Source organism: Verrucosispora sp. ts21, from assembly GCF_002879555.1.
GTDB classification, from domain to species: Bacteria; Actinomycetota; Actinomycetes; order Mycobacteriales; family Micromonosporaceae; genus Micromonospora; species Micromonospora gifhornensis.
In genome coordinates this window covers 78270-97914 of record NZ_PNOZ01000005.1, presented here as the reverse complement: position 1 = coordinate 97914, position 19645 = coordinate 78270, and the positions used below count along the sequence as shown (strand labels likewise).

Annotated in this window: 20 protein-coding genes; 4 read left to right on the top strand and 16 right to left on the bottom strand. The window is 72.0% G+C overall.

Going from position 1 to position 19645, the window contains the following annotated elements; translation table 11 throughout:
* Position 1: 1 nt before the first annotated feature.
* Together C1A38_RS03390 and C1A38_RS03385 are read right to left on the bottom strand one after the other, a co-directional pair.
* Positions 2-592, bottom strand: a complete 591-nt coding sequence (locus tag C1A38_RS03390) for a sulfite oxidase-like oxidoreductase (RefSeq protein WP_199180069.1) — start codon at positions 590-592, stop codon at positions 2-4.
* Between the two features lie 74 nt (positions 593-666).
* Positions 667-1683 (bottom strand): TerC/Alx family metal homeostasis membrane protein, encoded by a 1017-nt coding sequence (locus C1A38_RS03385; RefSeq protein WP_102656350.1) that lies wholly within the window; start codon positions 1681-1683, stop codon positions 667-669.
* A gap of 221 nt (positions 1684-1904) precedes the next feature.
* Here C1A38_RS03385 and C1A38_RS03380 point away from each other — a divergent pair, with 221 nt between their 5' ends.
* Positions 1905-3071 (top strand): CaiB/BaiF CoA transferase family protein, encoded by a 1167-nt coding sequence (locus C1A38_RS03380; RefSeq protein WP_102656400.1) that lies wholly within the window; start codon positions 1905-1907, stop codon positions 3069-3071.
* Positions 3072-3087: 16 nt separating this feature from the next.
* Here the strand turns inward: C1A38_RS03380 and C1A38_RS03375 are convergent, their stop codons facing one another.
* Positions 3088-3498, bottom strand: a complete 411-nt coding sequence (locus C1A38_RS03375; protein WP_102656349.1) for a DUF2267 domain-containing protein — start codon at positions 3496-3498, stop codon at positions 3088-3090.
* A gap of 141 nt (positions 3499-3639) precedes the next feature.
* Between C1A38_RS03375 and C1A38_RS03370 the strand changes: the two genes are divergently transcribed.
* Complete coding sequence (locus tag C1A38_RS03370; RefSeq protein WP_013734449.1) at positions 3640-3912, top strand: DUF2795 domain-containing protein; 273 nt, start codon at positions 3640-3642, stop codon at positions 3910-3912.
* A 219-nt stretch (positions 3913-4131) separates the two neighbouring features.
* On the opposite strand, the gene C1A38_RS03365 is transcribed toward C1A38_RS03370, so the two are convergent.
* From C1A38_RS03365 to C1A38_RS03345, 5 genes are all read right to left on the bottom strand, one after another.
* A complete protein-coding gene (locus C1A38_RS03365; protein ID WP_102656348.1) occupies positions 4132-4794 on the bottom strand; it encodes a hypothetical protein in 663 nt (220 codons plus the stop codon).
* Positions 4795-4843: 49 nt separating this feature from the next.
* On the bottom strand, positions 4844-5815 hold the full coding sequence (locus C1A38_RS03360) for a pirin family protein (protein ID WP_102656347.1): 972 nt from the start codon (positions 5813-5815) through the stop codon (positions 4844-4846).
* Positions 5816-6010: 195 nt separating this feature from the next.
* Positions 6011-6649, bottom strand: a complete 639-nt coding sequence (locus C1A38_RS03355) for a hypothetical protein (protein WP_102656346.1) — start codon at positions 6647-6649, stop codon at positions 6011-6013.
* A gap of 13 nt (positions 6650-6662) precedes the next feature.
* Complete coding sequence (locus C1A38_RS03350; protein ID WP_233196586.1) at positions 6663-8447, bottom strand: DUF4012 domain-containing protein; 1785 nt, start codon at positions 8445-8447, stop codon at positions 6663-6665.
* 79 nt (positions 8448-8526) lie between these two features.
* Positions 8527-9786, bottom strand: coding sequence for a glycosyltransferase family 4 protein (locus tag C1A38_RS03345; RefSeq protein ID WP_102656344.1), 1260 nt, complete (start codon positions 9784-9786; stop codon positions 8527-8529).
* A 159-nt stretch (positions 9787-9945) separates the two neighbouring features.
* Here C1A38_RS03345 and C1A38_RS03340 point away from each other — a divergent pair, with 159 nt between their 5' ends.
* The gene (locus C1A38_RS03340; protein WP_102656343.1) at positions 9946-10500 is read left to right on the top strand and encodes an arsenate reductase/protein-tyrosine-phosphatase family protein; all 555 of its coding nucleotides are present in this window, start codon (positions 9946-9948) and stop codon (positions 10498-10500) included.
* Here the strand turns inward: C1A38_RS03340 and C1A38_RS03335 are convergent.
* Entirely contained in the window at positions 10481-11938 is a 1458-nt protein-coding gene (locus C1A38_RS03335; protein WP_102656342.1) for a tyrosine-protein kinase domain-containing protein, read from the bottom strand. The two genes, C1A38_RS03340 and C1A38_RS03335, sit on opposite strands and share 20 nt — an antisense overlap.
* A 362-nt stretch (positions 11939-12300) precedes the next feature.
* Here C1A38_RS03335 and nhaA point away from each other — a divergent pair, with 362 nt between their 5' ends.
* Complete coding sequence (gene nhaA, locus C1A38_RS03330) at positions 12301-13629, top strand: Na+/H+ antiporter NhaA (protein WP_102656341.1); 1329 nt, start codon at positions 12301-12303, stop codon at positions 13627-13629.
* A 4-nt stretch (positions 13630-13633) separates the two neighbouring features.
* Here nhaA and C1A38_RS03325 read toward each other — a convergent pair whose 3' ends face one another.
* From C1A38_RS03325 to egtA, 7 genes are all read right to left on the bottom strand, one after another.
* Entirely contained in the window at positions 13634-13924 is a 291-nt protein-coding gene (locus C1A38_RS03325; RefSeq protein ID WP_102656340.1) for a hypothetical protein, read from the bottom strand.
* Entirely contained in the window at positions 13921-14286 is a 366-nt protein-coding gene (locus C1A38_RS03320; RefSeq protein WP_102656339.1) for a DUF1622 domain-containing protein, read from the bottom strand. The genes C1A38_RS03325 and C1A38_RS03320 overlap by 4 nt, the downstream gene beginning before the upstream one ends.
* A 51-nt stretch (positions 14287-14337) precedes the next feature.
* A complete protein-coding gene (locus C1A38_RS03315) occupies positions 14338-14925 on the bottom strand; it encodes a TMEM165/GDT1 family protein (RefSeq protein ID WP_102656399.1) in 588 nt (195 codons plus the stop codon).
* Positions 14926-15184: 259 nt separating this feature from the next.
* A complete protein-coding gene (egtD, locus tag C1A38_RS03310) occupies positions 15185-16150 on the bottom strand; it encodes an L-histidine N(alpha)-methyltransferase (RefSeq protein WP_102656398.1) in 966 nt (321 codons plus the stop codon).
* Positions 16151-16191: 41 nt separating this feature from the next.
* On the bottom strand, positions 16192-16938 hold the full coding sequence (egtC, locus tag C1A38_RS03305; protein ID WP_102656338.1) for an ergothioneine biosynthesis protein EgtC: 747 nt from the start codon (positions 16936-16938) through the stop codon (positions 16192-16194).
* A 10-nt stretch (positions 16939-16948) separates the two neighbouring features.
* Positions 16949-18286, bottom strand: coding sequence for an ergothioneine biosynthesis protein EgtB (gene egtB / locus C1A38_RS03300; RefSeq protein ID WP_373306977.1), 1338 nt, complete (start codon positions 18284-18286; stop codon positions 16949-16951).
* Positions 18283-19518 (bottom strand): ergothioneine biosynthesis glutamate--cysteine ligase EgtA, encoded by a 1236-nt coding sequence (gene egtA / locus C1A38_RS03295; RefSeq protein WP_102656337.1) that lies wholly within the window; start codon positions 19516-19518, stop codon positions 18283-18285. Before egtA ends, egtB begins: the two co-directional genes overlap by 4 nt.
* Between the last annotated feature and the right edge of the window lie 127 nt (positions 19519-19645).

The window sequence follows — 19645 nt, the reverse complement described above, 5'->3', positions numbered from 1 at the left end:
CTCAATCGCCCTGGTACCGCTGCTCACGCCACGGGTCACCGTAGTCGTGATAGCCGGCGGTCTCCCAGAAACCGGGGGTGTCCTCGTGGCCCAGGTGGATGCCGCGCACCCACTTGGCGGACTTCCAGAAGTAGAGGTGCGGCACCAGCAGCCGGGCCGGACCGCCGTGTTCGGCGGGGAGTTCCTCCCCGCCGAAGGTGTGCACCAGCCAGGCCTGCCCGTCGAGCAGGTCGTCAAGCGGCAGGTTCGTGGTGTAGCCGCCGTAGCAGTGCGCCAGGGCGTAGTCGGCGGCGGTGTCCACGTCCTCGAAGAGGGTGTCCAGGGAGACCCCCTGCCAACTGGTGCCGAGTTTCGACCAGCGGGTGACGCAGTGGATGTCGACGGTCGGCGTCTGTTGGGGCAGCGCCATCATCTCGTCCCAGCTCCACCGGTGCTCGGCGCCGGTCTCGGTGGTGATGACGAACTCCCAGGTGTCACGCGGCACCTTCGGCGTGGGGCCGGCGGAGAGCACGGGAAAGTCCGGTGTCAGGTACTGCCCGGGCGGCAGCTCCGGCGCAGCGGAGCGCGGCCGACCCGAGAAGCCCGGCGTGATGATTCCCACCGCTCAGTCCTACCACGTCCGACAGGACGCCGGGCCGGCTTCGCAGGCCGGTCCGGCGTGTCTGGTCACCGGCGTTCGGTGACGACCTCCTTCGATCCGGGTACGACGTTGCGGGTGGCCCGCAGGCTGGTGATGGTGACGATGATCAGCACGGCGACGATGACCATCAGGGAGATCTCGGTGGGGATGATCGGGACGTTCTCCCAGATGCCGTGCGCCCAGTGCAGGCCGAGCTTGACACCGATGAAGGCCAGGATAATCGCCAGACCGTAGCTGAGGTGCACCAGCCGGCTCAGCGCCGCGTGCAGCACGAAGTACAGCGCCCGCAGGCCGAGCAGGGCGAAGGCGTTGGTGGCGAAGACCAGGTACGGGTCCTCGGTGATGCCGTAGACGGCGGGCACCGAGTCGACGGCGAAGACCACGTCGGTGGCGAGGACCGCCACCACCACCAACGCCAGCGGCGTCAACGCCCGGCGACCGTCGACACGGACGGTCATCTTGGTGCCGTGGTACTCGTTGACCACCGGCATGAACCGGCGCAGCAGGCGCACCGAGCGCATGCTGGCGATGTCGACGCTCTGCTCATGGCCGGTGAAGGCGTCCCGGAGCAGTTTGGCCGCGGTGAACAGCAGGATCAGCGCGAAGATCAGGAAGGCGAAGTCGAGCGTCTGCAGCGCCGCCGCGCCGAGGGCGATGAAGATACCGCGCAGCACCAACGCACCGGCGATGCCGAACAGCAGCACCCGCTGGGCGAGCACGCTCGGCACCGCGAAGGCGGCCAGCAGCAGCATGAAGACGAAGAGGTTGTCGACCGACAGCGACTTCTCGACCAGGTAGCCGGCGAGGTAGTCGATGCCCTCCTGTCTGCCGTACTGCGACCAGACCCAGGCGCCGAAAGCCAGCGGCAGGGCTATGTAGAAGGCGGACCAGCCGAGTGCTTCCTTCAGCGACACCTCGTGCGGGCGTCGGGTCACCACGAAGTCGAGCACCAGCAGCGCGATGACTCCGGCAATGGTGATCGCCCAGAGCGAGGGCGTGCCAATGGACTGCAAACCCGCAGCTACGTACGACATTTCGGACATGGGGCCTCCTCGAACACCGTGTCATGTTCGAGGTCTCCTTCACCCACGGAATCGTGGGCAACCACCCGAGGCGCACCCTGGGCACGCCGTACTGACCGGTATGGTTCGTGGGAAGTACTCCCCTCGTCCCGACAAGGTTAGGACAGCCCGAACCGGCCCGCCAGGCGGGGCGGGCGAGTCGCGTCCCACCGGCGTGGATGCGAGCCCTTATCGTGACCGAGATGACCGCTGAGCTGCCGACCGGGCCGTTGACCGGCGTACGCGTGATCGAGCTGGCCGGCATCGGGCCCGGCCCCTTCGCCGCGATGATGCTCGCCGACCTCGGCGCCGACGTGATCCGGGTGGACCGGGTCGGCGACGTGGATCCGAGCAGCTTCGGCACCCCGCACCCGGACCTGCTCAACCGGGGGCGTCGCTCGATCGCCGTGGACCTCCGGTCCACCGACGGCCGCGAGGTGGCGCTGGCCCTGATCACCGACGCCGACGCCCTGATCGAAGGCTTCCGCCCGGGCGTGACCGAGCGGCTCGGCCTCGGCCCCGCCGACTGCCACGCGATCAACCCACGACTGGTGTACGGCCGGATGACCGGCTGGGGGCAGGACGGCCCGTACGCGCCGTACGCCGGACACGACATCACCTACCTGGCCCTGACCGGCGCCCTGCACGGCGTCGGCCGGGCCGGAGAGCCGCCGGTGCCCCCGCTCAACCTGCTCGGCGACTTCGGCGGCGGCGGCATGATGCTGGCCCTGGGCGTCGTCGCCGCGCTGTACGCGGTACGCGGCGGCGCGGCCGGCCAGGTGGTCGACGCGGCGATCGTGGACGGCGTAGCGGTGCTCAGCACCCAGATCCACGCGCTGCGCCGACTGGGCATGTGGCAGGACCCTCGGGGGGTGAACCTGCTCGACGGCGGCGCCCCGTTCTACGACAGCTACGAGTGCGCCGACGGCCGGTACATCGCCGTCGGCGCGTTGGAGCCGAAGTTCTACGACGAACTGGTCCACCGCACCGGCTTCCCGCTGCCGCCGGACGAGGCGCCCGACCGCAGCGACCCGGCGAACTGGCCGGCCCTGCGGGCGGCCTGGGCACGGTTGTTCCGCACCCGACCCCGGGACGAGTGGGCGGCCCTGCTCGCCGCCTCCGACTCCTGCCTGGCGCCCGTGCTCGACTGGCAGGAGGCGCCCGAGCATCCGCATCTGGCCGCCCGGCGGACCTTCGTCGTCCACGACGGGGTGCGCCAGCCGGCACCGGCCCCCCGGTTCTCCGGCAGCCCCACCGTGGTACGCCGACCACCACCGTGGCCCGGTGAACACACCGACGAGGTGCTCGACGAGATCGGCTACCCGGCGGACCGGGTGGCGCAGCTACGGGCCACCGGCGCGATCGGCTGACCCGGCCCGTGGGCGGTCAGCGGCGGCGCAGGGTGGCGCCGGGGGCCATCGCGGGCTCGACGATGTCGCGGTAGTCGCGGGGCAGTTGCACGACCAACTCGTCGAACTCGCCGCCGGTCACCGCCTCACGGATGGTGGTGAACACCGCGCTGATCACGCCGCGGGCCGCCGACTCGTCGATCCGGGCGCGCAGCGCCACCCGGGCGACGAACTCACCGGCACCGAAGCGCTCCGCCGCCTCGGTGGCGGGTGTCGGTCGCAGCGGCAGCCGCAGCGGCTCGGGCAGTTGAACGGCCAGATCCAGCACCTCGCCACCGGTCAACCGGTCGGCGAGCGTCGCCAGAGTGGCCTGGATCAGCTCCACCGCCCGCTGCGAGGACGTGCCGGTGCGCTGGGCGACCTGATCGACGAACGTGTCGTAGTTCATCGCGTACCCCCCTCGTCGCGCGGTTACCCGCCGCGAGGGACCGGAAACGGGGCCGGTTTTCCCGCTTGCGGCGCGTGACACCGGCTCGGCCGGGTAACCGCGCCCGGTCGTGGCGGATCGAAGCCGGGAGGAGCCGACACCATGGCGAGTTACGCCGACGTACTGCACTACCTGTCCAGTTTGGACTACCCCGCCGGCAAGGACGACGTGCTACGCGAGGCCGAGCGGGAGGGAGCCCCGCCGGACGTGCTGCGTGCCCTGCGCGCGTTGCCACCGGTGGACTATGCCAACGGCCCGGAGGTGGCCCGCTCCGCGGGCATCGAGGCAGCTCCCGAGGTGGACGACGCACAGCGCGCCGCCGCCGGCCGGGACAAGCGTCATCAGCGGGTCTCGCAACACCTGCGCAGCATCTGAACGGGCGGTGAGGCGGCCGGAGCGTCAGGAGGGCGCCCCGGCCACGAACCGCGACCGGCGCGCCCCTGAGTAGCCACCTGCCCTGGTGGTGTCCCGTCCGAACCGGTCGGGACCACCAGGCGGCCCACAGCTCACCCGAACCGGGTGACTGCTGCTACCGCGAGAATCATACGACACGCATCAGCCGAACGGTCAACAGGGGGTCGCCGAACGAATATCTCACCCGGACAGCTCCGCGTACCGGCGCTCCAGGTCGATCCGGGCCAACGCCCCGACCAGCCAGGCCAGCCGTTCCGACTCGCCACCGCCGGCCAGCACGGCGAGGTCCTCGGCGGAGCGGCCCAGCTTGAGCCGGCGGGCCGCGGCCAACGCCCGCCGGTCGGCCACCGGTGCCACCTCGCCCCACAGCGCCTGTACCTCGCGCAGGAAGAGCTCGACGACCGCGGCGTCCACTCCGGGGAGCGCGGTGAGCAACTCCCGTTCGCGGTCCGGGTCGTACCCGGCGGCGGAGCGCAGCCGCCGCAGGTCGCCCCGGTACCGCTGCACCACGGTACGGGCCAGGTCACCCAACAGGTCCGCCAGCGCTTCGACGTCACCGCGTTGACCGTGCTCGCGCAGCACCCGGACCAGGTCTTCGTGCAGTGCGCGGGCCAACCGGGCGGCGCTGTCCCATCCGGCGTCCGGCAGCGCGTGCGCGCTGTCCAGGGCCCGCCGGTAGTCGCCCCGGCGGGCCAGCAGGATCGCGAGGCAGAGCAGTTGGAACAGGCTGGCCGGATTGTTCGTCACCCGGAAGCCGTACTGCTCGGCGAAGCCTCGACCGCTGCCGGCCAGCCGGCGTACCAGACGCTTCTTGTCCTCGATGGTGGACGTCGCCGTTGCCATGCCGGCTACTACCCGCGCGCGGGCCGCTCACGCCTGCGGTGGTGGCCGGTCAGTCCCGCCAGCCGCCGGCCCGGTCGCGGGCCTTGAGACGGACGGTCGGCAGGGCGGGCGCGGGCAACGGGGGATCCGGGTCCTCGGCGACGGTGCCGAACCGGCGGCCGGCCATCCAGTCCTCGCGGGCAGCGTGGATCTCCTCGTGGCTACGACCGACGAAGTTCCACCACATCACCAGCGGCTCCTCGAAGGGTGCGCCGCCGAGCAGCATCAGCCGGGTGCCCGCCGCGCCGCGCAGGGTGAACTCGGCGCGTCCCGTGCCCAGCCAGAGCAGGGCCCCGGGTGCGACAGGTACGCCGTCGACCTCCGCCGCGCCGTCGACGGCCAGCAGGGCGTACTCGAAGTCGGGCCGCAACGGCAGGCCGACCGGCCCGGTGCCGGTCAGTTCCAGCTGCGCGCCGACCAGCGGGGTGTGCACCCGGGCGGGTGACCGCTCACCCTCCAGCTCGCCGACCAGCAGCGTGACGTCCAACGCCCCGTCGCGCCAGCGGGGCAGCTGCGCGTGGTGGGCGAAGTCGGCCGGGCCGGACCGGACCGGGTCCGGCAGCGCCACCCACAGCTGCACGCCGTGCATCAGCGGCGGGTGGTCGACCGGCGACCGCTCGGAGTGGGCGATGCCGTGGCCGGAGGTCATCACGTTGAGCTGCCCCGGACGGATCGACTGGACGCTGCCGAGGCTGTCCCGATGCAGGATCTCACCGTCGAGCAGCCAGCTCACGGTCTGCAGACCGGTGTGCGGGTGGGGCGGCACCTCCATGCCGGGACGTTGTGCCACGTCGTCGGGGCCGAAATGGTCGACGAAGCACCAGGCGCCGACCATCCGCCGGGTGCGTTGGGGCAGCAACCGCCGGACCGTGGTGTAGCGGCCCAGCGGCACGTCGTGGCCGGGCAGCAGGACGCTGCCGGGATCGACGGTCGCCACCCCGGGCGGTCGGGTCTGCGCCGGCATCGACTCGGTAGGCTCCACGAGCCGACTCTACGCCGACCCGCCTCGTCCTCGGCGTGGCCGGACCGGCGTCACCCCCAGCGCTCACCGCCGGATCGGTCGGTGATCCGGCCGGCGAGCGAGGTCGAATGGCGAACCGCCACACGGCCGGTGCCCGCCGGAGGTGTCCGACGGGCACCGGCTACGGTGCTTCCGGGCGCTGCCCGGAGTACGGGATCAGCGTGCGCCACCGGTCCCGAAGCGGTTACGCCGCCGCCAGAGCATCGTGCCGAGCAGCATCACACCGCCCACCGCGACCAGGCCACCACCGACCTTCATCGGGGTGCCCAGGCTGCTGCCGGTGACCGGCAGGTGCGGCTTCTTCTTGTGCAGCACCCGCAGCTCGGTCGAGGCGGTACGGTCCGACTCGCGCCCAGTGGCGGTGATGGTGAGCAGGCCGGTCACCCGCGGCGTGTACCGCCGGGTGAAGACGCCGGCGGCGTTCGTCCGGGCGGTGAAACGGTCGACCGCGGCGGCCGCCTGGAAGGCCACCGGTGCCATGGCGACGGTGCTGCCGTCGCTGCGGCGGGCGGTGCCGGCCGCGGGCGCGGCGAGCGGCTGGGCCGTGACCACGATGTCGACTGTCTCGTTCGGCCCGAAGTTGCGGCCGGTGATGACCACCGTCTCGCCGAGGAAGATGGTGGGCCGGTTCACCGTAAGCGTCGTCACCAGGTTCGGCGGGTACGGCGGTGGTTGAGGCGGATCGGTGACGGTGGGCGATGGCGACGGCTGCGGCTGCGCCGCCCCCGCCACGGCCGGCACGGCCACTACGGCCAGACCGACCGTGAGCGCCATGATGATGCGGGATAGCCGCATTTCTCGTTCCCTCCTACTGTGAACAGCTAGGTGCGGTAACAACTTGGGTGGTCCATGGGGCGGTGGTCGGGGTCAGCCACAGCTCGGCATCTCCCGTGTCCGTCTTGCCGGTGAGCAGGGAGACCTCCAGGGTCTTGCTCCCGCCCGGGCCGATCTCGACGTTCACGGTGGCCACCTGCCGGCGCCGTTCGGTGCCGGTGGCCGTCACGGTCTCGTCCCCGTCGAGGCGGATGTCGAGCACCGCCCCGCCGGCCGGCGCGTACACCGAGACCAGGGTGCGGACGGTGTACGGGTCGCCCGACCTGGCCAGACCGAGGACCGATTCGCTGAGCCCGGAGGACGGTGCGGTGGAGCGCATCGTCACCCGCAGGCGCAGTTCGCGGCGTCCGTCCCCCTGACATTCACCGACCGCCAGGTCGGCGCTCTGCCGGAGGTAGTAGCCGAGCTTGGCGCCGCTGCCGTCGTTGAGGAAGACGCCGACTGTCGGCACCGCGTCCTGTTCCGGAAGCGTCCCGGCCATCCGGCTGTCACCGAACGTCCGCTGTTCCTCCGGACGGGCACTCCAGAACAATATCCGGCGTTCAGTGACAGAACGGTCAAATGCGGATAGCAACCCACTTGGGGGAATCTTCCGCTCGAAGAGGGCGTCGAACACCGAGCCGGCGGCGGCGGCGAAGAAGGCGTCCTGCTCGGCCGGCTCCATCCGCTGGTAGGTATCGCTGAGCAGCGTCTTCACCACGTTGTCGGCGGTCAACTCGACCCCGGACGGCACCCGGACCGGACCGGTCACCCGTAACAGGTACGACAGCGCCACCGGATCCACGGCGAGCACCCCGTCGACCGTGTCCTGCGCGCTCCGCCGGTACATGTCGCGGTAGAGCGCGGCGGCGGTCGGGAAATGCGGGGTCAGGTTGACGTCGGCGGGATAGATGCCGGGCAGGTCGCCCCAGAGGGCCTTCACCTCGGCCGGCACCTTGAGCGGCTTGGTGAACGCCCCGAAGCCCGCCGAACTGCCCTGAGAGCCCATCCTGAGCCGGCCCTTGTTCGCCTCGATCAGGGCGTACGCGCCGAACATGCCCCCGGTCGCGCGCAACTCGGCGAGGTTCTGCGACACCAGCAGATAGCGGCGCGGGCCGTCGGCGCCGAGCAACGGTGGCAGCAGCCGGCCGGCCCGGTCCGCGGCGGAGGTCAGGTCGGCGAGCCGGTCGATCTCGCCCCGCAACCGGACCACCGCCTCGCGGACCTGGTCGATCAGCCGATCGTCGTCGATGGCGAGCAGGTCCGACCGGGTGCGTCGCACCGTGGCGTCGACCTCGGTCAACCGGGTGGCGACGGCCTGCAGGTCGGAGACGTCCAATCGGCCCTCGCGGGGCACCAGGCCACTGAGGTCGACCTCCAGCAGCGCCGGAAATGCCTGCCGGGCCAGGTCGTCGATGGCGATGGAGATCTGCCGAACGGCCGTGAGGTTGCCGCCGGCGTACGGCACCTGCCGGCCCAGCCACCAGCCGGGGTCGCCGGTCGCCCGGCGGGCCGCACCCGACTGCTCCTGAAGTGCGGCGAGGGTGCGCTGCGCCCGGGCGGTGTCCCCGCCGACCAGATGGCCACTGAGCTCGCTGGCCAGACCGGCGGCGTTGACCAGGTGGGCCCGGGCCTGCCAGCCCCGGAATCCCACCCAACCGCCGATCGTGAGCACCAACGAGGTGACCACCAGCGAGGTGAGCAGGACGCGACGCAGTCGGGCACGCCGCCGTCGGCGGGATCGACCCCGCCGCCGACGCGGACTTTCACTGTCCGTCACACTTACCTCACTTCTGGCGATATGGACAGAAGGCACCATAGTTCTAACAGTTGGTGACCGTTTTGTGGCTGTTATTGCCTCATTCGGCCGGAATGAGGGTGGCCTTCGACGTATCCGCTCCACCCCTCGAATCGCCCACCGCGGCCTCCCGCAGGAGTCGTTCGATCCGATCCACGCCCCCCGGCAGCGACATGTCCCGCAGGTACGCCTCCCGGCCGCGACGGCCCATCTCGGCTCGTGCGGGCGGGGGTATCTGCGCGGCGAGCCAGAACCGGTCCGCCAGGCTGGCCCAGTCCTCCGGCGGGCAGGACAGTCCCGCCCGGGCCCGTTCCACGAGCGCGGCGGTGTCGCCGCCGGCCGAGGCCACCACGGGTGCCGCGCAGGACAGGGCCGCCGGGAGCTTGTCCGGTACGGTGCTGCGCAGCGCCGGCAGATCCCGCAGCATGACCAGCTGGTAGTCGGCGGCCGCGTACAACTCCGGCATGTCCAGCGGCGAACGCCGGTCGACGAAGCGGATGTTGTCGGCCCGCAGCTCGGCGGCGAGCCCCCGCACCCGCCGCTCGTGCGCACCCGAGCCCACCAGGACCAGATCGATGGTGTTCTCCAGCGCTGCCGCCGCCCGTACCGCCGTCTCCAGCCCCTGCCGCGCGCCGATGGTGCCGGCGTGCATCACCACGCACCGCTCGTCGCGGCGGACCAGTCCCCGGGCGGCCGAGCCGGCCGGCGCGGGCCGGAAGATCCGCTCGTCGGTCCAGTTGAGCACCACCTGGACCCGGTCCGCATCGGCGCCGACCGCGACCACCGCGTCACGCAACGACGGCGTGCTCACCGCGATCGCGCTGGCGGCCCGGTAGGTCCGGGTCATGGCGGCGCGTACCCGTGCCGCCCAGCGGCCGTCGTCGGTGTCGTCCGGCGCCTGCTCCGCCCACACGTCCGGCACGTGCAGCACGACCGGTTTGCGGCCGAGCAGCCGCAGCAGCGTCGCCGAGGCGAACGCGGTCGCCGGCGGCTGATGGACGTAGAGGACGTCGACGTCGGCGAGGTAGCGTCGACCGACCAACCCGGCACTGGCGGCGAAGGAGAGCCAGGACGCCATCCGGGGCCGGACACCCCCGTCACCCGTGCTGTAGCGGGGCACCCGGCGCACGGTCAGTCCGCGGCTGCGGGTCTCGTGCCGCCAGCGCTGCCGCCAGCCCGGGTAGACGTGACCGCCGGGATAGTCGGGAAACCCGGTCAGCACCCGCACCTCGTGGCCGCGCGCGGCCAGTTCCTCGGCCAGGCTGCCCGGGATGAACGCGGGCTCGGGCGGAAAGTGGTAGGTCAGGATGCCGATGCGCACCGGGACACCCCCGCTCCCGCCCGACCCGGCGCGGCGTCCGCGACGAGGGGCTGTCCCGCTGCGTACGATGCCGGCAACCCCTCCCGGGACGGGTGCCGGTGGCGGCCGTCCTTCGTTGCGGCGCCAGCGTGTGCGGCCGCCTCGTCGAGAGGGTTCCCGATGGTCAACGCAGTTCTGTTCGTCTGCCACGCCAACCTGTGCCGGTCACCGATGGCCGAGTACACCGCGCGCCGCATGCTCGCCGGGCTGCCGGTGACCGTGGCCAGCGCCGGCACGGACGCGGTGGCAGGACGCGCCATGCACCCGTACGCGGCGGCCGTCGTCGCCGAGGCCGGTGCGGATCCGGAGACCTTTCGCACCCGACGGCTGGCAGCGGAGCACCTCACCGACGCGGTACTGGTGCTCACGGCGACCCGCCGCCAGCGTTCGGTCTGTACCGCGATGGCGCCGGCCGCGCTGCATCGGACGTTCACCCTGCGCCAGTTCGGCCGCCTGGCCGCGGCCGTCGAGCCGCCGCTGACCGAGCAGGACGGTCCGCTGGCCGCCGCGGTCACCGCCGCCACGCTGGCTCGGGCGCGGCTGCAACCCGCTCCCGGCGACGCCGACGACCTGCCCGACCCCGTCGCCGGCACGCCTGAGCAGTTCCGGCGCTGCGCGGAGGAGATCGAACGGTCGCTGCGACCACTGGCGGTGCTCATCGGGACAGCCGGGTGAGTTCCTGGGTGTGGTCGACCGGCTCGGCAGCGCCTCGACGCTCGGCGTGCCGGCCGGCCGAGGACCGCGCTGCCGACGTCGACGCGGCGTCCGTCACCACTCGGTAGGCCTCGTACTGGTAGGCGTCGGTCTTGGGCACCCGCGCCATGTTGAGCACGCAGCCGAGCAGCCGTACGGAGACCGAGTGCAGGGCCCGGGCGGCGGCGGCCACCTGTGCCCGCGAGGTGCGTCCCTGCTGGCTGACCAGCAGCGCGCCGTCGGCCTGCACGGCCACCACCACGCCGTCGGTGACGGCGAGCAGCGGGGCGGTGTCGATGATCACGATGTCGGCCGACTCGCGCAGTGCCAGCAGCAGATCCGACATGGCCTTGGAGCCGAGCAGTTCGCTCGGGTTGGGCGGTGCCGAGCCGCTGGGCAGTACGAGCAGGGACTTGTCGCCCCACCGCTGCACCACGTCGCCGACGTGCACGTCGCCGACCAGCACGTCGGTCAGTCCGACCCCGGAGTCGACGCCCAGATAGTGGCCGACCTTGGGCCGACGCAGGTCGGCGTCGACAAGCAGCACCCGCCAGCCCGCCTCGGCCAGGGCGATCGCCAGGTTGCACGACAGGGTGGTCTTGCCCTCGCCCTGCAGCGCGCTGGTGACGGCGATGACCCGGGCCGGTTCGTGCACGTCGACGAAGCGCAGGTTGGTCCGCAGCTTGCGGATCGCCTCGGCCCGGGCCGAGGTCGCGGCGTCCCCGACGATCAGCGGGGCCACCCGGGCGCTGCCGTCCAGCGGGATCTCACCGAGCAACGGGCTGCCGGTGACCCGCCGCAACGCGGCGGCGTCGCGCAACCGGACGTCGGCCATCCCGCGCAGCACCGCCAGGCCGACACCGGCCAGCAGGCCGAGCAGGGCGCCGATGACGGTGTTGCGGACCGGCTGCGGGGAGACCGGGCTGGGCGTGACGCGCGGGCCGCTCACCACCTCGATCTTGATCGGGCCGGCAGAGCCGTCCGGCTTGGTCTCGACCTTCTGGACGAGTTCCACGAAGTTCGCCGACAGCGCCTCGGTGACTCGCAGCGCCCGCGCCTGGTCGGTGTCGGTCACCGAGGCCCGCAGCAGGACTGTGCCGTTCTCGGTGGAGGTGCTCACCCTGCGCTGGATCTCCTCGGCGGTCAGCCCGACCTGCCGATCGGCGGCGGCACTCTGCGCCAGGCGGTCACTTGTCAGCAGTTCGGCGTACGACTTGACCCGCTGCTGGAGAAACAGGCCGCCCTGGTAGGCGTCGGTGACGCCCTGGCTCGGGGTGGTGACGAAGAAGGTGACCGAGGCGACGTAGCGGGGCTGCGCCCGGACCGTGATCAAGGCGGTCACGCCGAGCGCCACCATGACGGTGACCAGGACGATCCACCAGTGCTGCCGCACGAGGCGCAGCTGGCGCAACAGGTCCATCAGGCACGCCTCCGGATCGGCCCGGTAACGCCAAAGAACTTCACGAAAACCCCCAAGGTCGACTGAATCTCGTGAAACCATTAAAGCGGCTTATGTGGCCTGTGTCCGGAGTTAGGCGTTTTCCTGGCGGCGACTCCGCTCCCCCATGCCCAACCGGACCGAGCGTCCGTCGGAATCGCCCTCGCCGCGGAAAAGATGCGGTTTGACGCAGGGAGACATCGACGAGCCGGTGGCCGGATGGGGGTCGCCCGATCGCCGCTCTCGCGCCCGCCTCCGCCAGGGGATAAGGTCGTGGCCGGTGTGCCGGGAAGTCTGGTCGGCGACGAGATCCGTACTCCCCGATCGACAGGTGGAATCTGCGCATGACCGACCACGACCCACGCCCGCAACACCGCGGCGTGCGCCGCCTCTTCTCCCGTACCTCCTGGCCGGAGGCCCGCTTCCTGGCCGACGTGCTGCGCACGGAGACCGTCGGTGGCGCCCTCCTGCTGGTCGGTGCGGTAATCGCGCTGATCTGGGCCAACTCCCCGTGGGGGGACTCCTACAGCGAGCTGGGGCGATGGGTGCCGTGGCCCGGCGGCTCGGCGCTGCACCTGGACCTCGACCTCGCCGCCTGGGCCGCCGACGGGCTGCTGGCGATCTTCTTCTTCGTGGTCGGCCTCGAACTCAAACGCGAGTTCGTCGCCGGCGAGCTACGCGACCCACGCCGGGCCGCGCTGCCGGTCGTGGCGGCGGTCGGCGGCATGGCGCTGCCCGCACTCATCTACGTCGCCGTCAACATCACCGCCGGCGGCGAGGGGCTACGCGGCTGGGCGATCCCCACGGCGACGGACATCGCCTTCGCGCTGGCCGTGCTGGCGGTGATCGGGGCGTACCTGCCGCAGGGGCTGCGTGCCTTCCTGCTCACCCTGGCAGTGGTCGACGACCTGCTCGCGATCACCATCATCGCGATCTTCTACACCGACGACTTCAACGTGCTCCCGCTGCTCGGCGCCATCGCGCCCATCGCGTTGTTCGCGCTGCTCGTGCAGCGGCGGCGCACCTGGTGGTGGGCACTCATCCCGTTGGCGGTGATCGCCTGGACCCTGGTGCACTCCTCCGGGGTGCACGCCACGGTGGCCGGCGTGCTGCTCGGTTTCACCGTGCCGGTGCTCGCCGGCAAGGGCCGCGACGGACGTCCCGCGCCGGGTCTGGCCGAACACCTGGAGCACAAGTGGCGGCCGATCTCGGCCGGCTTCGCCGTACCGGTGTTCGCGTTCTTCGCCGCCGGGGTCTCGCTGCGCGGCGCCGACCTGGGTGCGGTGGCAAGCGATCCGATCGTGATCGGCATCGTGCTCGGTCTCGTGGTCGGTAAGACCGTCGGCATCCTCGGCTCCACGTTCCTGCTGGCCCGGTTCACCCGGGCCCGACTCGACGAGGACATCACCTGGTCGGACCTGCTCGGTGTGTCGCTGCTGGCGGGCATCGGGTTCACCGTCTCGCTGCTCATCGGCGAACTGGCGTTCGGTGCCGAGAGCATGGCGGGCGCCAACGTCAAGGCCGCGGTGCTGGCCGGATCGCTGATCTCGGCGCTGCTGGCCACAGTGGTCCTGGTCCGCCGCAACCGGGCCTACCGGTTGATCGCCATGAAGGAGCAGGTCGACCTCGACCAGGACGGCGTGCCGGACGTCTACCAACGACCCGACGCCTGACGTCTCACCGGCTCGACGCCCGGTCGGCCTGCCCGGCCGGGCGTCGGCGTGCCGAGGCCCGCCAGCGGTCGTCGGCGAGCAGCCCGGCCCGCAGCATCCGACGCACCGCCACGAGCACGACCACCGCCGCCAGACCCGACCAGGACGTCCCACCGGCCAGCCGCACCAGCCCGGCGGCGACAAGCATGTCCAGCAGCACCTCGACAGCCGTCGGCACCGACCGGGTGGCGAGCAGCGCCACACCGGCGCTGAGCACGCCGAGCGCGCCGACCACCGCGGCCAGGGCCCCGATCATCGTGTCGCTTCCCGGGGCTTCTCCACCTGCCGTTGCTCCTGCTCGATCTCCTTGCGCAGGACACGGTTCAGGCCGGTCCGGATGGCCGCGACCGCGGCGAGCTGACCGATCTGGGCGAACGTCGGCGACAACGCGGTACGCAGGATGTCCGCGGCCAACTGGAACTCCAGGCCCAGAACGAGGAAGCGGCCCAGGGTCAGCCGGATCCGGGTGAACACCACGGCGTCGCGGCACCGCAGCCCGTCGACCACGAACCGCAGCGCCGCCCAGCCCACCCCCGCGACGATCACCACGACACCGACCAGCTCGACCGCGGTCACCACGAGCTGGTGACCGCGGTCGACAACCTCCTCGACGTTCACCCCGGCGCCTTACCCGGCCGGCACCCGGGTAGTCGGTGCCGGGGCGGCCGTTCAGAGCAGTTCGGTGAGCGCGTCGATGATCAACCAGATGCCGCTGATCGCGAACAGCGCGGCGGCACCGTACTTGATGGTCCGTTCCGGCAGCTTCCGGCCGAGCAGCCGGCCGACGATGATGGCGAGCGCGTCGGCGGCCACCATGCCGATCGTCGAACCGACCCAGGTGCCGAACCACCCGTACTGGGTGGCCAGGGTGATCGTGGCGAGCATCGTCTTGTCGCCGAGTTCGGCGAGGAAGAACGCGACACCGACGGTGAGCACCGCGGACTTTCCGCCCCGGGCGGCCTTGCGCTTGTCCTCCTCGGTGAGGCTGTCACCGCGCAGGGTCCACAGCCCGAAGCCGATGAAGGCCACACCCGCCAGCAGTGAGATCCAGCCGGTCGGCAGGGCCGAGCCGAGGCCGTACCCGATGGCCACCGAGGCCAGGTGCACCACGGCGGTGGCGACGGTGATGCCGATCAGAATCGGCATGGTGCGATATCTGGTGGCGAAAGCCAGCGCCATGAGCTGGGACTTGTCTCCCAGCTCCGCAACGAAGATCACGCCGAAGCTGACGGCCAGCGCGACGAGGAACCCCTCCATGACATCCTTCCGGATCATGCCGGGAGGAGGTACGGGGATGCCCTCGACCCGGCTGTGTACAGCCTGGTCGAAGGTCTCGCCCGCCTCGCTGCGCGAGGCCCCGTGGCCGGATGCGGAACGCACCAGTATGTCGACCACGATGTTGCGGGCTACTCCCCTTCGCTGCGCCCAGCCTAGCCGACCACCCGAGGGTCGGACGGCCGGGTGGGGTGGCTGGCGTCGAGGCCCGGCGGACGCGTCGCGCACCCCCCGGCAGGGGTCAGTCGGCGCGGGCCAGGGTCACCCCGAACAGGCCGTCCGGGTCGGTCCAGAACCGGTACGCGGGCAACCCGGCCGCAGCCAGTTCGGCGGCGATCCCCTCGGGGCGGAACTTCGCCGACACCTCGGTCCGCATCTGCTCGCCGACGGCGAAATCGACAGCCATGTCCAGCACCTGGACCCGCATCGGTCGTTGCGCCCGCAGTCGCATCTCGATCCACTCCTGCTCCGGATCCCAGAGCGCGACATGGTCGAAGGCCTCCGGATCGAAGTCGGCACCGAGTTCCCGGTTCAGCACCCGCAGCACGTTGCGGTTGAACTCGGCGGTCACCCCCGCCGCGTCGTCGTAGGCGGGCACGATCACCGACGGGTCCTTGACCAGGTCGGTGCCGACCAGGAACCAGTCCCCCACCTCCAGGGCGGCCCGCATCCGGGTCAGGAACTCGGCCCGCTCGGCCGGCAACAGGTTGCCGATGGTGCCGCCGAGGAAGATCACCAGCCGTCGCCCACCGGCCGGCAGCCGATGCAGGTCGCGGGTGAAATCACCGACGATGCCGCGTACCCGCAGCCCGGCATAGTCGGCCGCGAGAGCGGCGGTGGAGCCCCGCAGCGCGCTTACCGACACGTCCAGCGGGACGAACGTGCCCAGGCCGCCCCGGCGGGTGAAGGCGTCCAGGAGCAGCCGGGTCTTCTCCGACGACCCGGACCCGAGCTCGATAAGCGTCTTCGCACCTGTCGACTCGGCGATCTCGGCCGCGTGTTCGGCCAGCACGGCCCGCTCGGCCCGGGTCGGGTAGTACTCCGGCAGCCGGGTGATCTCGTCGAACAGTTCACTGCCCCGGGTGTCGTAGAACCACTTCGGGGGCAGCCACTTCGCCTCGGCGCTCAGCCCCACGCGTACGTCCCGACGCAGGCTCTCGGCCACGTCCCGGTCGTCCAGGTGTATCTCCAGCGGTTCGGCGCTCATCTGCTTCCTTTCGGTGATGCTTGTCGGTTCGTCCGGGTGGTTCACGGCCCGGTGAGCGCCCACTGGCGCACCACGGTCGCGGTGGCCTGCACGAGGTGGCCGTCCGGCACCTCTCGCCAACCCGGGTCGTCGTCGTGCGGCTCGGAGGCGAGCAGCACCGATGCGGGTGTGGCCCGCAGGGACAACGCGTGCCCGACGGTCGTGGCGACCGCCGTGTGCCCGTCGGTGAGCAGCAGGTTGAGCCGGGAACCGGGGGCGGCCGCGGCGACCCGGGTGACCGTCTCGGCGACCGCCTGCTGCGGTGCGACGCCCGCGCGCAGCCGGTGCCGCACCAACGCCCACAGCAGCGCCGAGTCGGTCGTCGCGTCGAGCGTGAGCAGGTCGCGTACGGGTAGTTCGGCGGCGAGCGGCACCATCGAGTCCGGCCAGCCACGCACCACGCCGTTGTGGCTGAACAGCCACCGGCCCTCGGTGAACGGGGCGGCGGCGCCGTCGACGACCGCCATGCCGACCGTGGCGGAACGCACCGCGGCCAGCACCGCCGTGGTCGAGGTGACCGCCGCGAGGTCGGCGATTGTCGGATCGCTCCAGATCGGCTGCGCCCGCCGGTACCGCACCGGCGGGCCGTCGCCCGGATACCAGCCGACACCGAACCCGTCGGCGTTGATCGTCCCCCCGCCGCGCATGTCGCGGGGGGCCCAGGACTGACGCAGCAGCGAGTACGGCGGATCGAGGAGCACCTCGCGCAGGGTCACCGGTGGTCCCAGGTAGACCAGGTGGCGGCACATCAGCCCACCGTCACCGGCGGGCCTGCTCGGCGTCGGCGTCGCGGGCGCAGCGGAAGCCGCTGAAGATCTGCCGCCGGATGGGGTAGTCCCAGTTGCGGAACGTGCCCCGGCAGGCCGCCCGGTCGGTGCCGAAGGAACCACCCCGCAGCACCTGGTGGTCGTCGCCGAAGAAGACCTCCGAATATTCGCGGTACGGGAAGGCGACGAAACCCGGGTAGCCCCGGAAGGTGCTGGAGGTCCACTCCCACACGTCGCCGATGAGCTGGTGCACGCCCAGCGGCGAGGCACCGGCCGGATAGGCGCCGACGGGCGCCGGCCACAGGTGCCGCTGCCCCAGGTTGGCGTGCGCCGAGGTCGGGTCGTCGTCACCCCACGGGTAGCGCCGGGAGCGGCCGGTGGCCGGATCCCAGCGGGCCGCCTTCTCCCACTCCGCCTCGGTGGGCAGTCGCTTGCCCGCCCAGCTGGCGTACGCCTGCGCCTCGTGGTAGCAGACGTGCACCACCGGCTCGTCGGCGCGGACCGGGGCCCACCGGCCGAAGCGCCGGTACGCCCACCCGTCGCCGTCACGCCGCCAGTGCAGCGGCGCGCTCAGCCCGGCCTCCTGACGGTGCTGCCAGCCCCGCTCGCTCCACCAGCGCGGATCGTCGTACCCGCCGTCGGCGATGAACTCGGCGTACGCCCCGTTCGTCACCGGCGTGGCGTCGATGAGGTACGCAGGCAGCTCCACCCGGTGGCCGGGACGCTCGTTGTCCAGTGCCCACGGGTCGGCGTCGGTGCCCATCACGAACGGGCCGGCCGGCACCAGCACCTCCGCGGCGGGCCGTACGGTCGGTTCGGGTGGCGGCGGCGCCTGCAGCACCGCCGGCCCGGACCGCAACTGGTGGGTGGCGAGCATGGTCTCGTCGTGCTGCTGCTCGTGCTGCACGATCATGCCGAAGGCGAAACCGTCGGCGACAAGTGGACGGCTGTCGAAGGCGACCCGGTCGAGCAGGTCGAAGACCTTGTCCCGGACGGTGGCCACGTACGCCCGTGCCTCGGTCGGCGGCAGCAGCGGCAACGAGGGGCGGTCCCGGCGGGGCTGCTTGAAGGCGTCGTACAGGTCGTCGATGTCGCACCGCACCGGCTCCCGGCCGCCGACGTCGCGCACCAGCCAGAGCTCCTCCTGGTTGCCCACGTGGGCCAGGTCCCACACCAGCGGGGACATCAGCGGCGAGTGTTGGCGCATCAGGTCGGCGTCGTCCACCACCTCGGTCAGCAGGGCGGTCCGGGCCCGGGTGCGTTCCAGTTCCGCGGCGATCCGGCTGCGCAGTGCCTCGGCGTCCGCCCCTTCGGTCACGGTGTGGGTCACCCTTGCCTCCTTCGTGCCGCGGCCCGCCGTCGGCGCAGCCCTCGGTCGATGTCGTCGTGCAGTTCCGCCGGCAGGTCGAGCCGCGGCAGTGCCGCCCGGGCCAGGTCGAACAGGGCGGCGGCGGCCGAGGCCAGGGCCGGGTCGCCCAGGCCGTGCCGGGCCGCGCTCTGCCACCTGTCGGCCACCGGCGCCGCCACCGCGACGGCCGAGTCGATCGTCTCGGCGTCGGCGAGCAGGGCAGCGAGCACCGCGAGCGGGAGTGTCCAGTCCCGGCCCGGCTGGGCGTCCAGGTAGCGCAGTTCGAGGTAGCCACGCGGGCGCACCGGCGGAAAGAGCGTGCTCGCGTGATAGTCGAGGTCGTCGACGGTGGGTGGGCGGGGCAGCGCCCCGTCGAGCCAGTCGGCGAAGGTGACGCCCGGTGGCGCGGTCCAGTCGCCGTCGGGTTCGCGGACGCAGAGCAACGGCGCGGCGAGCACATACGCGGTCCAGGCGGCGACCGGATCCTGGTCGGGTCGGCCGGGGTCCCAGACCGCGGCGGTACGAGCCGGGTCGATGCGCAGCCACGCGCCCATGCGGGCCGAGGCCCAGCCGGTGTCCCGGCCGGCGTGTCTGCCTGAGGTGGCGAAGGCGGCCAGCAGTGGTGGCCCGATCATGTGCACCACCGCCCAGCGGGCCGCCACCTGACCCGGTTCGCCCGCATCCAGGCAGACCTGTAGGCCCGCGGTGCCGTACATCATCGTGCGCCCGGCCGGGCCACGTCTGTCGAAGGCCAGACGCATGGCGCGGTAGCGAGGAGTGTCGAGCAACGCTCCGGGCGGACGGTGGGGATCGATTCCGGTGCCGCCCAGCCGCAGACCGGCGGCGCCCAGCAGGCGGGCGACCTGGTCGATGTCGGACTGGGTGGCCTCGATCAGGGCCGCCACGGAGGCGCGCGGTGGGGTGGAGATCTCCACCTGGCCACCCGGCTCGACGGTCACCGCGCCGCCGTGCAACAGTCGCAGCGCGGGGCTGGTCGGATCCAACGTGGTGGGGCTGTAGGGCCCGAGCGCCGCGCGCAGCCGCTCGGCGTCGACGGGACGGGTCGGGTCGACGGCATCGTGGACAGTCCATTCGAGCTCGACGCCGGTGTAGGTCGGTGGGCCGGTCTTGAAGCAGATCCGGGCGAGATGCCGGGCGGCCGCAGCGCGATCACGCAGCTCCTGGACCCGGTCCAGCTCCGGTGACATCACCATGCGACGGCTCCCCTTGGCACCATGCGACGGCTCCCTTCGGCGCTGCCGGCTCAGCCCTGTCAGTCACGGTAACCCGTACCTGTGACATCGGCGGACCGCCACCTTCTGTCTAGCAGGCATCAACCGA

Excerpts from the sequence above, each read along its gene's own strand:
- C1A38_RS03375 (WP_102656349.1), bottom strand. The coding sequence starts at position 3,498 with ATGAACTACGACACGTTCGTCGATCAGGTCGCCCAGCGCACCGGCACG.
- nhaA (WP_102656341.1), top strand. The coding sequence starts at position 12,301 with ATGACCGACCACGACCCACGCCCGCAACACCGCGGCGTGCGCCGCCTC.
- C1A38_RS03370 (WP_013734449.1), top strand. The coding sequence starts at position 3,640 with ATGGCGAGTTACGCCGACGTACTGCACTACCTGTCCAGTTTGGACTAC.
- C1A38_RS03355 (WP_102656346.1), bottom strand. The coding sequence starts at position 6,649 with ATGCGGCTATCCCGCATCATCATGGCGCTCACGGTCGGTCTGGCCGTA.
- C1A38_RS03380 (WP_102656400.1), top strand. The coding sequence starts at position 1,905 with ATGACCGCTGAGCTGCCGACCGGGCCGTTGACCGGCGTACGCGTGATC.
- C1A38_RS03365 (WP_102656348.1), bottom strand. The coding sequence starts at position 4,794 with ATGGCAACGGCGACGTCCACCATCGAGGACAAGAAGCGTCTGGTACGC.
- C1A38_RS03340 (WP_102656343.1), top strand. The coding sequence starts at position 9,946 with ATGGTCAACGCAGTTCTGTTCGTCTGCCACGCCAACCTGTGCCGGTCA.
- C1A38_RS03325 (WP_102656340.1), bottom strand. The coding sequence starts at position 13,924 with ATGATCGGGGCCCTGGCCGCGGTGGTCGGCGCGCTCGGCGTGCTCAGC.
- C1A38_RS03315 (WP_102656399.1), bottom strand. The coding sequence starts at position 14,925 with ATGGAGGGGTTCCTCGTCGCGCTGGCCGTCAGCTTCGGCGTGATCTTC.
- C1A38_RS03335 (WP_102656342.1), bottom strand. The coding sequence starts at position 11,938 with ATGGACCTGTTGCGCCAGCTGCGCCTCGTGCGGCAGCACTGGTGGATC.
- egtD (WP_102656398.1), bottom strand. The coding sequence starts at position 16,150 with ATGAGCGCCGAACCGCTGGAGATACACCTGGACGACCGGGACGTGGCC.
- C1A38_RS03385 (WP_102656350.1), bottom strand. The coding sequence starts at position 1,683 with ATGTCCGAAATGTCGTACGTAGCTGCGGGTTTGCAGTCCATTGGCACG.
- egtA (WP_102656337.1), bottom strand. The coding sequence starts at position 19,518 with ATGGTGATGTCACCGGAGCTGGACCGGGTCCAGGAGCTGCGTGATCGC.
- egtC (WP_102656338.1), bottom strand. The coding sequence starts at position 16,938 with ATGTGCCGCCACCTGGTCTACCTGGGACCACCGGTGACCCTGCGCGAG.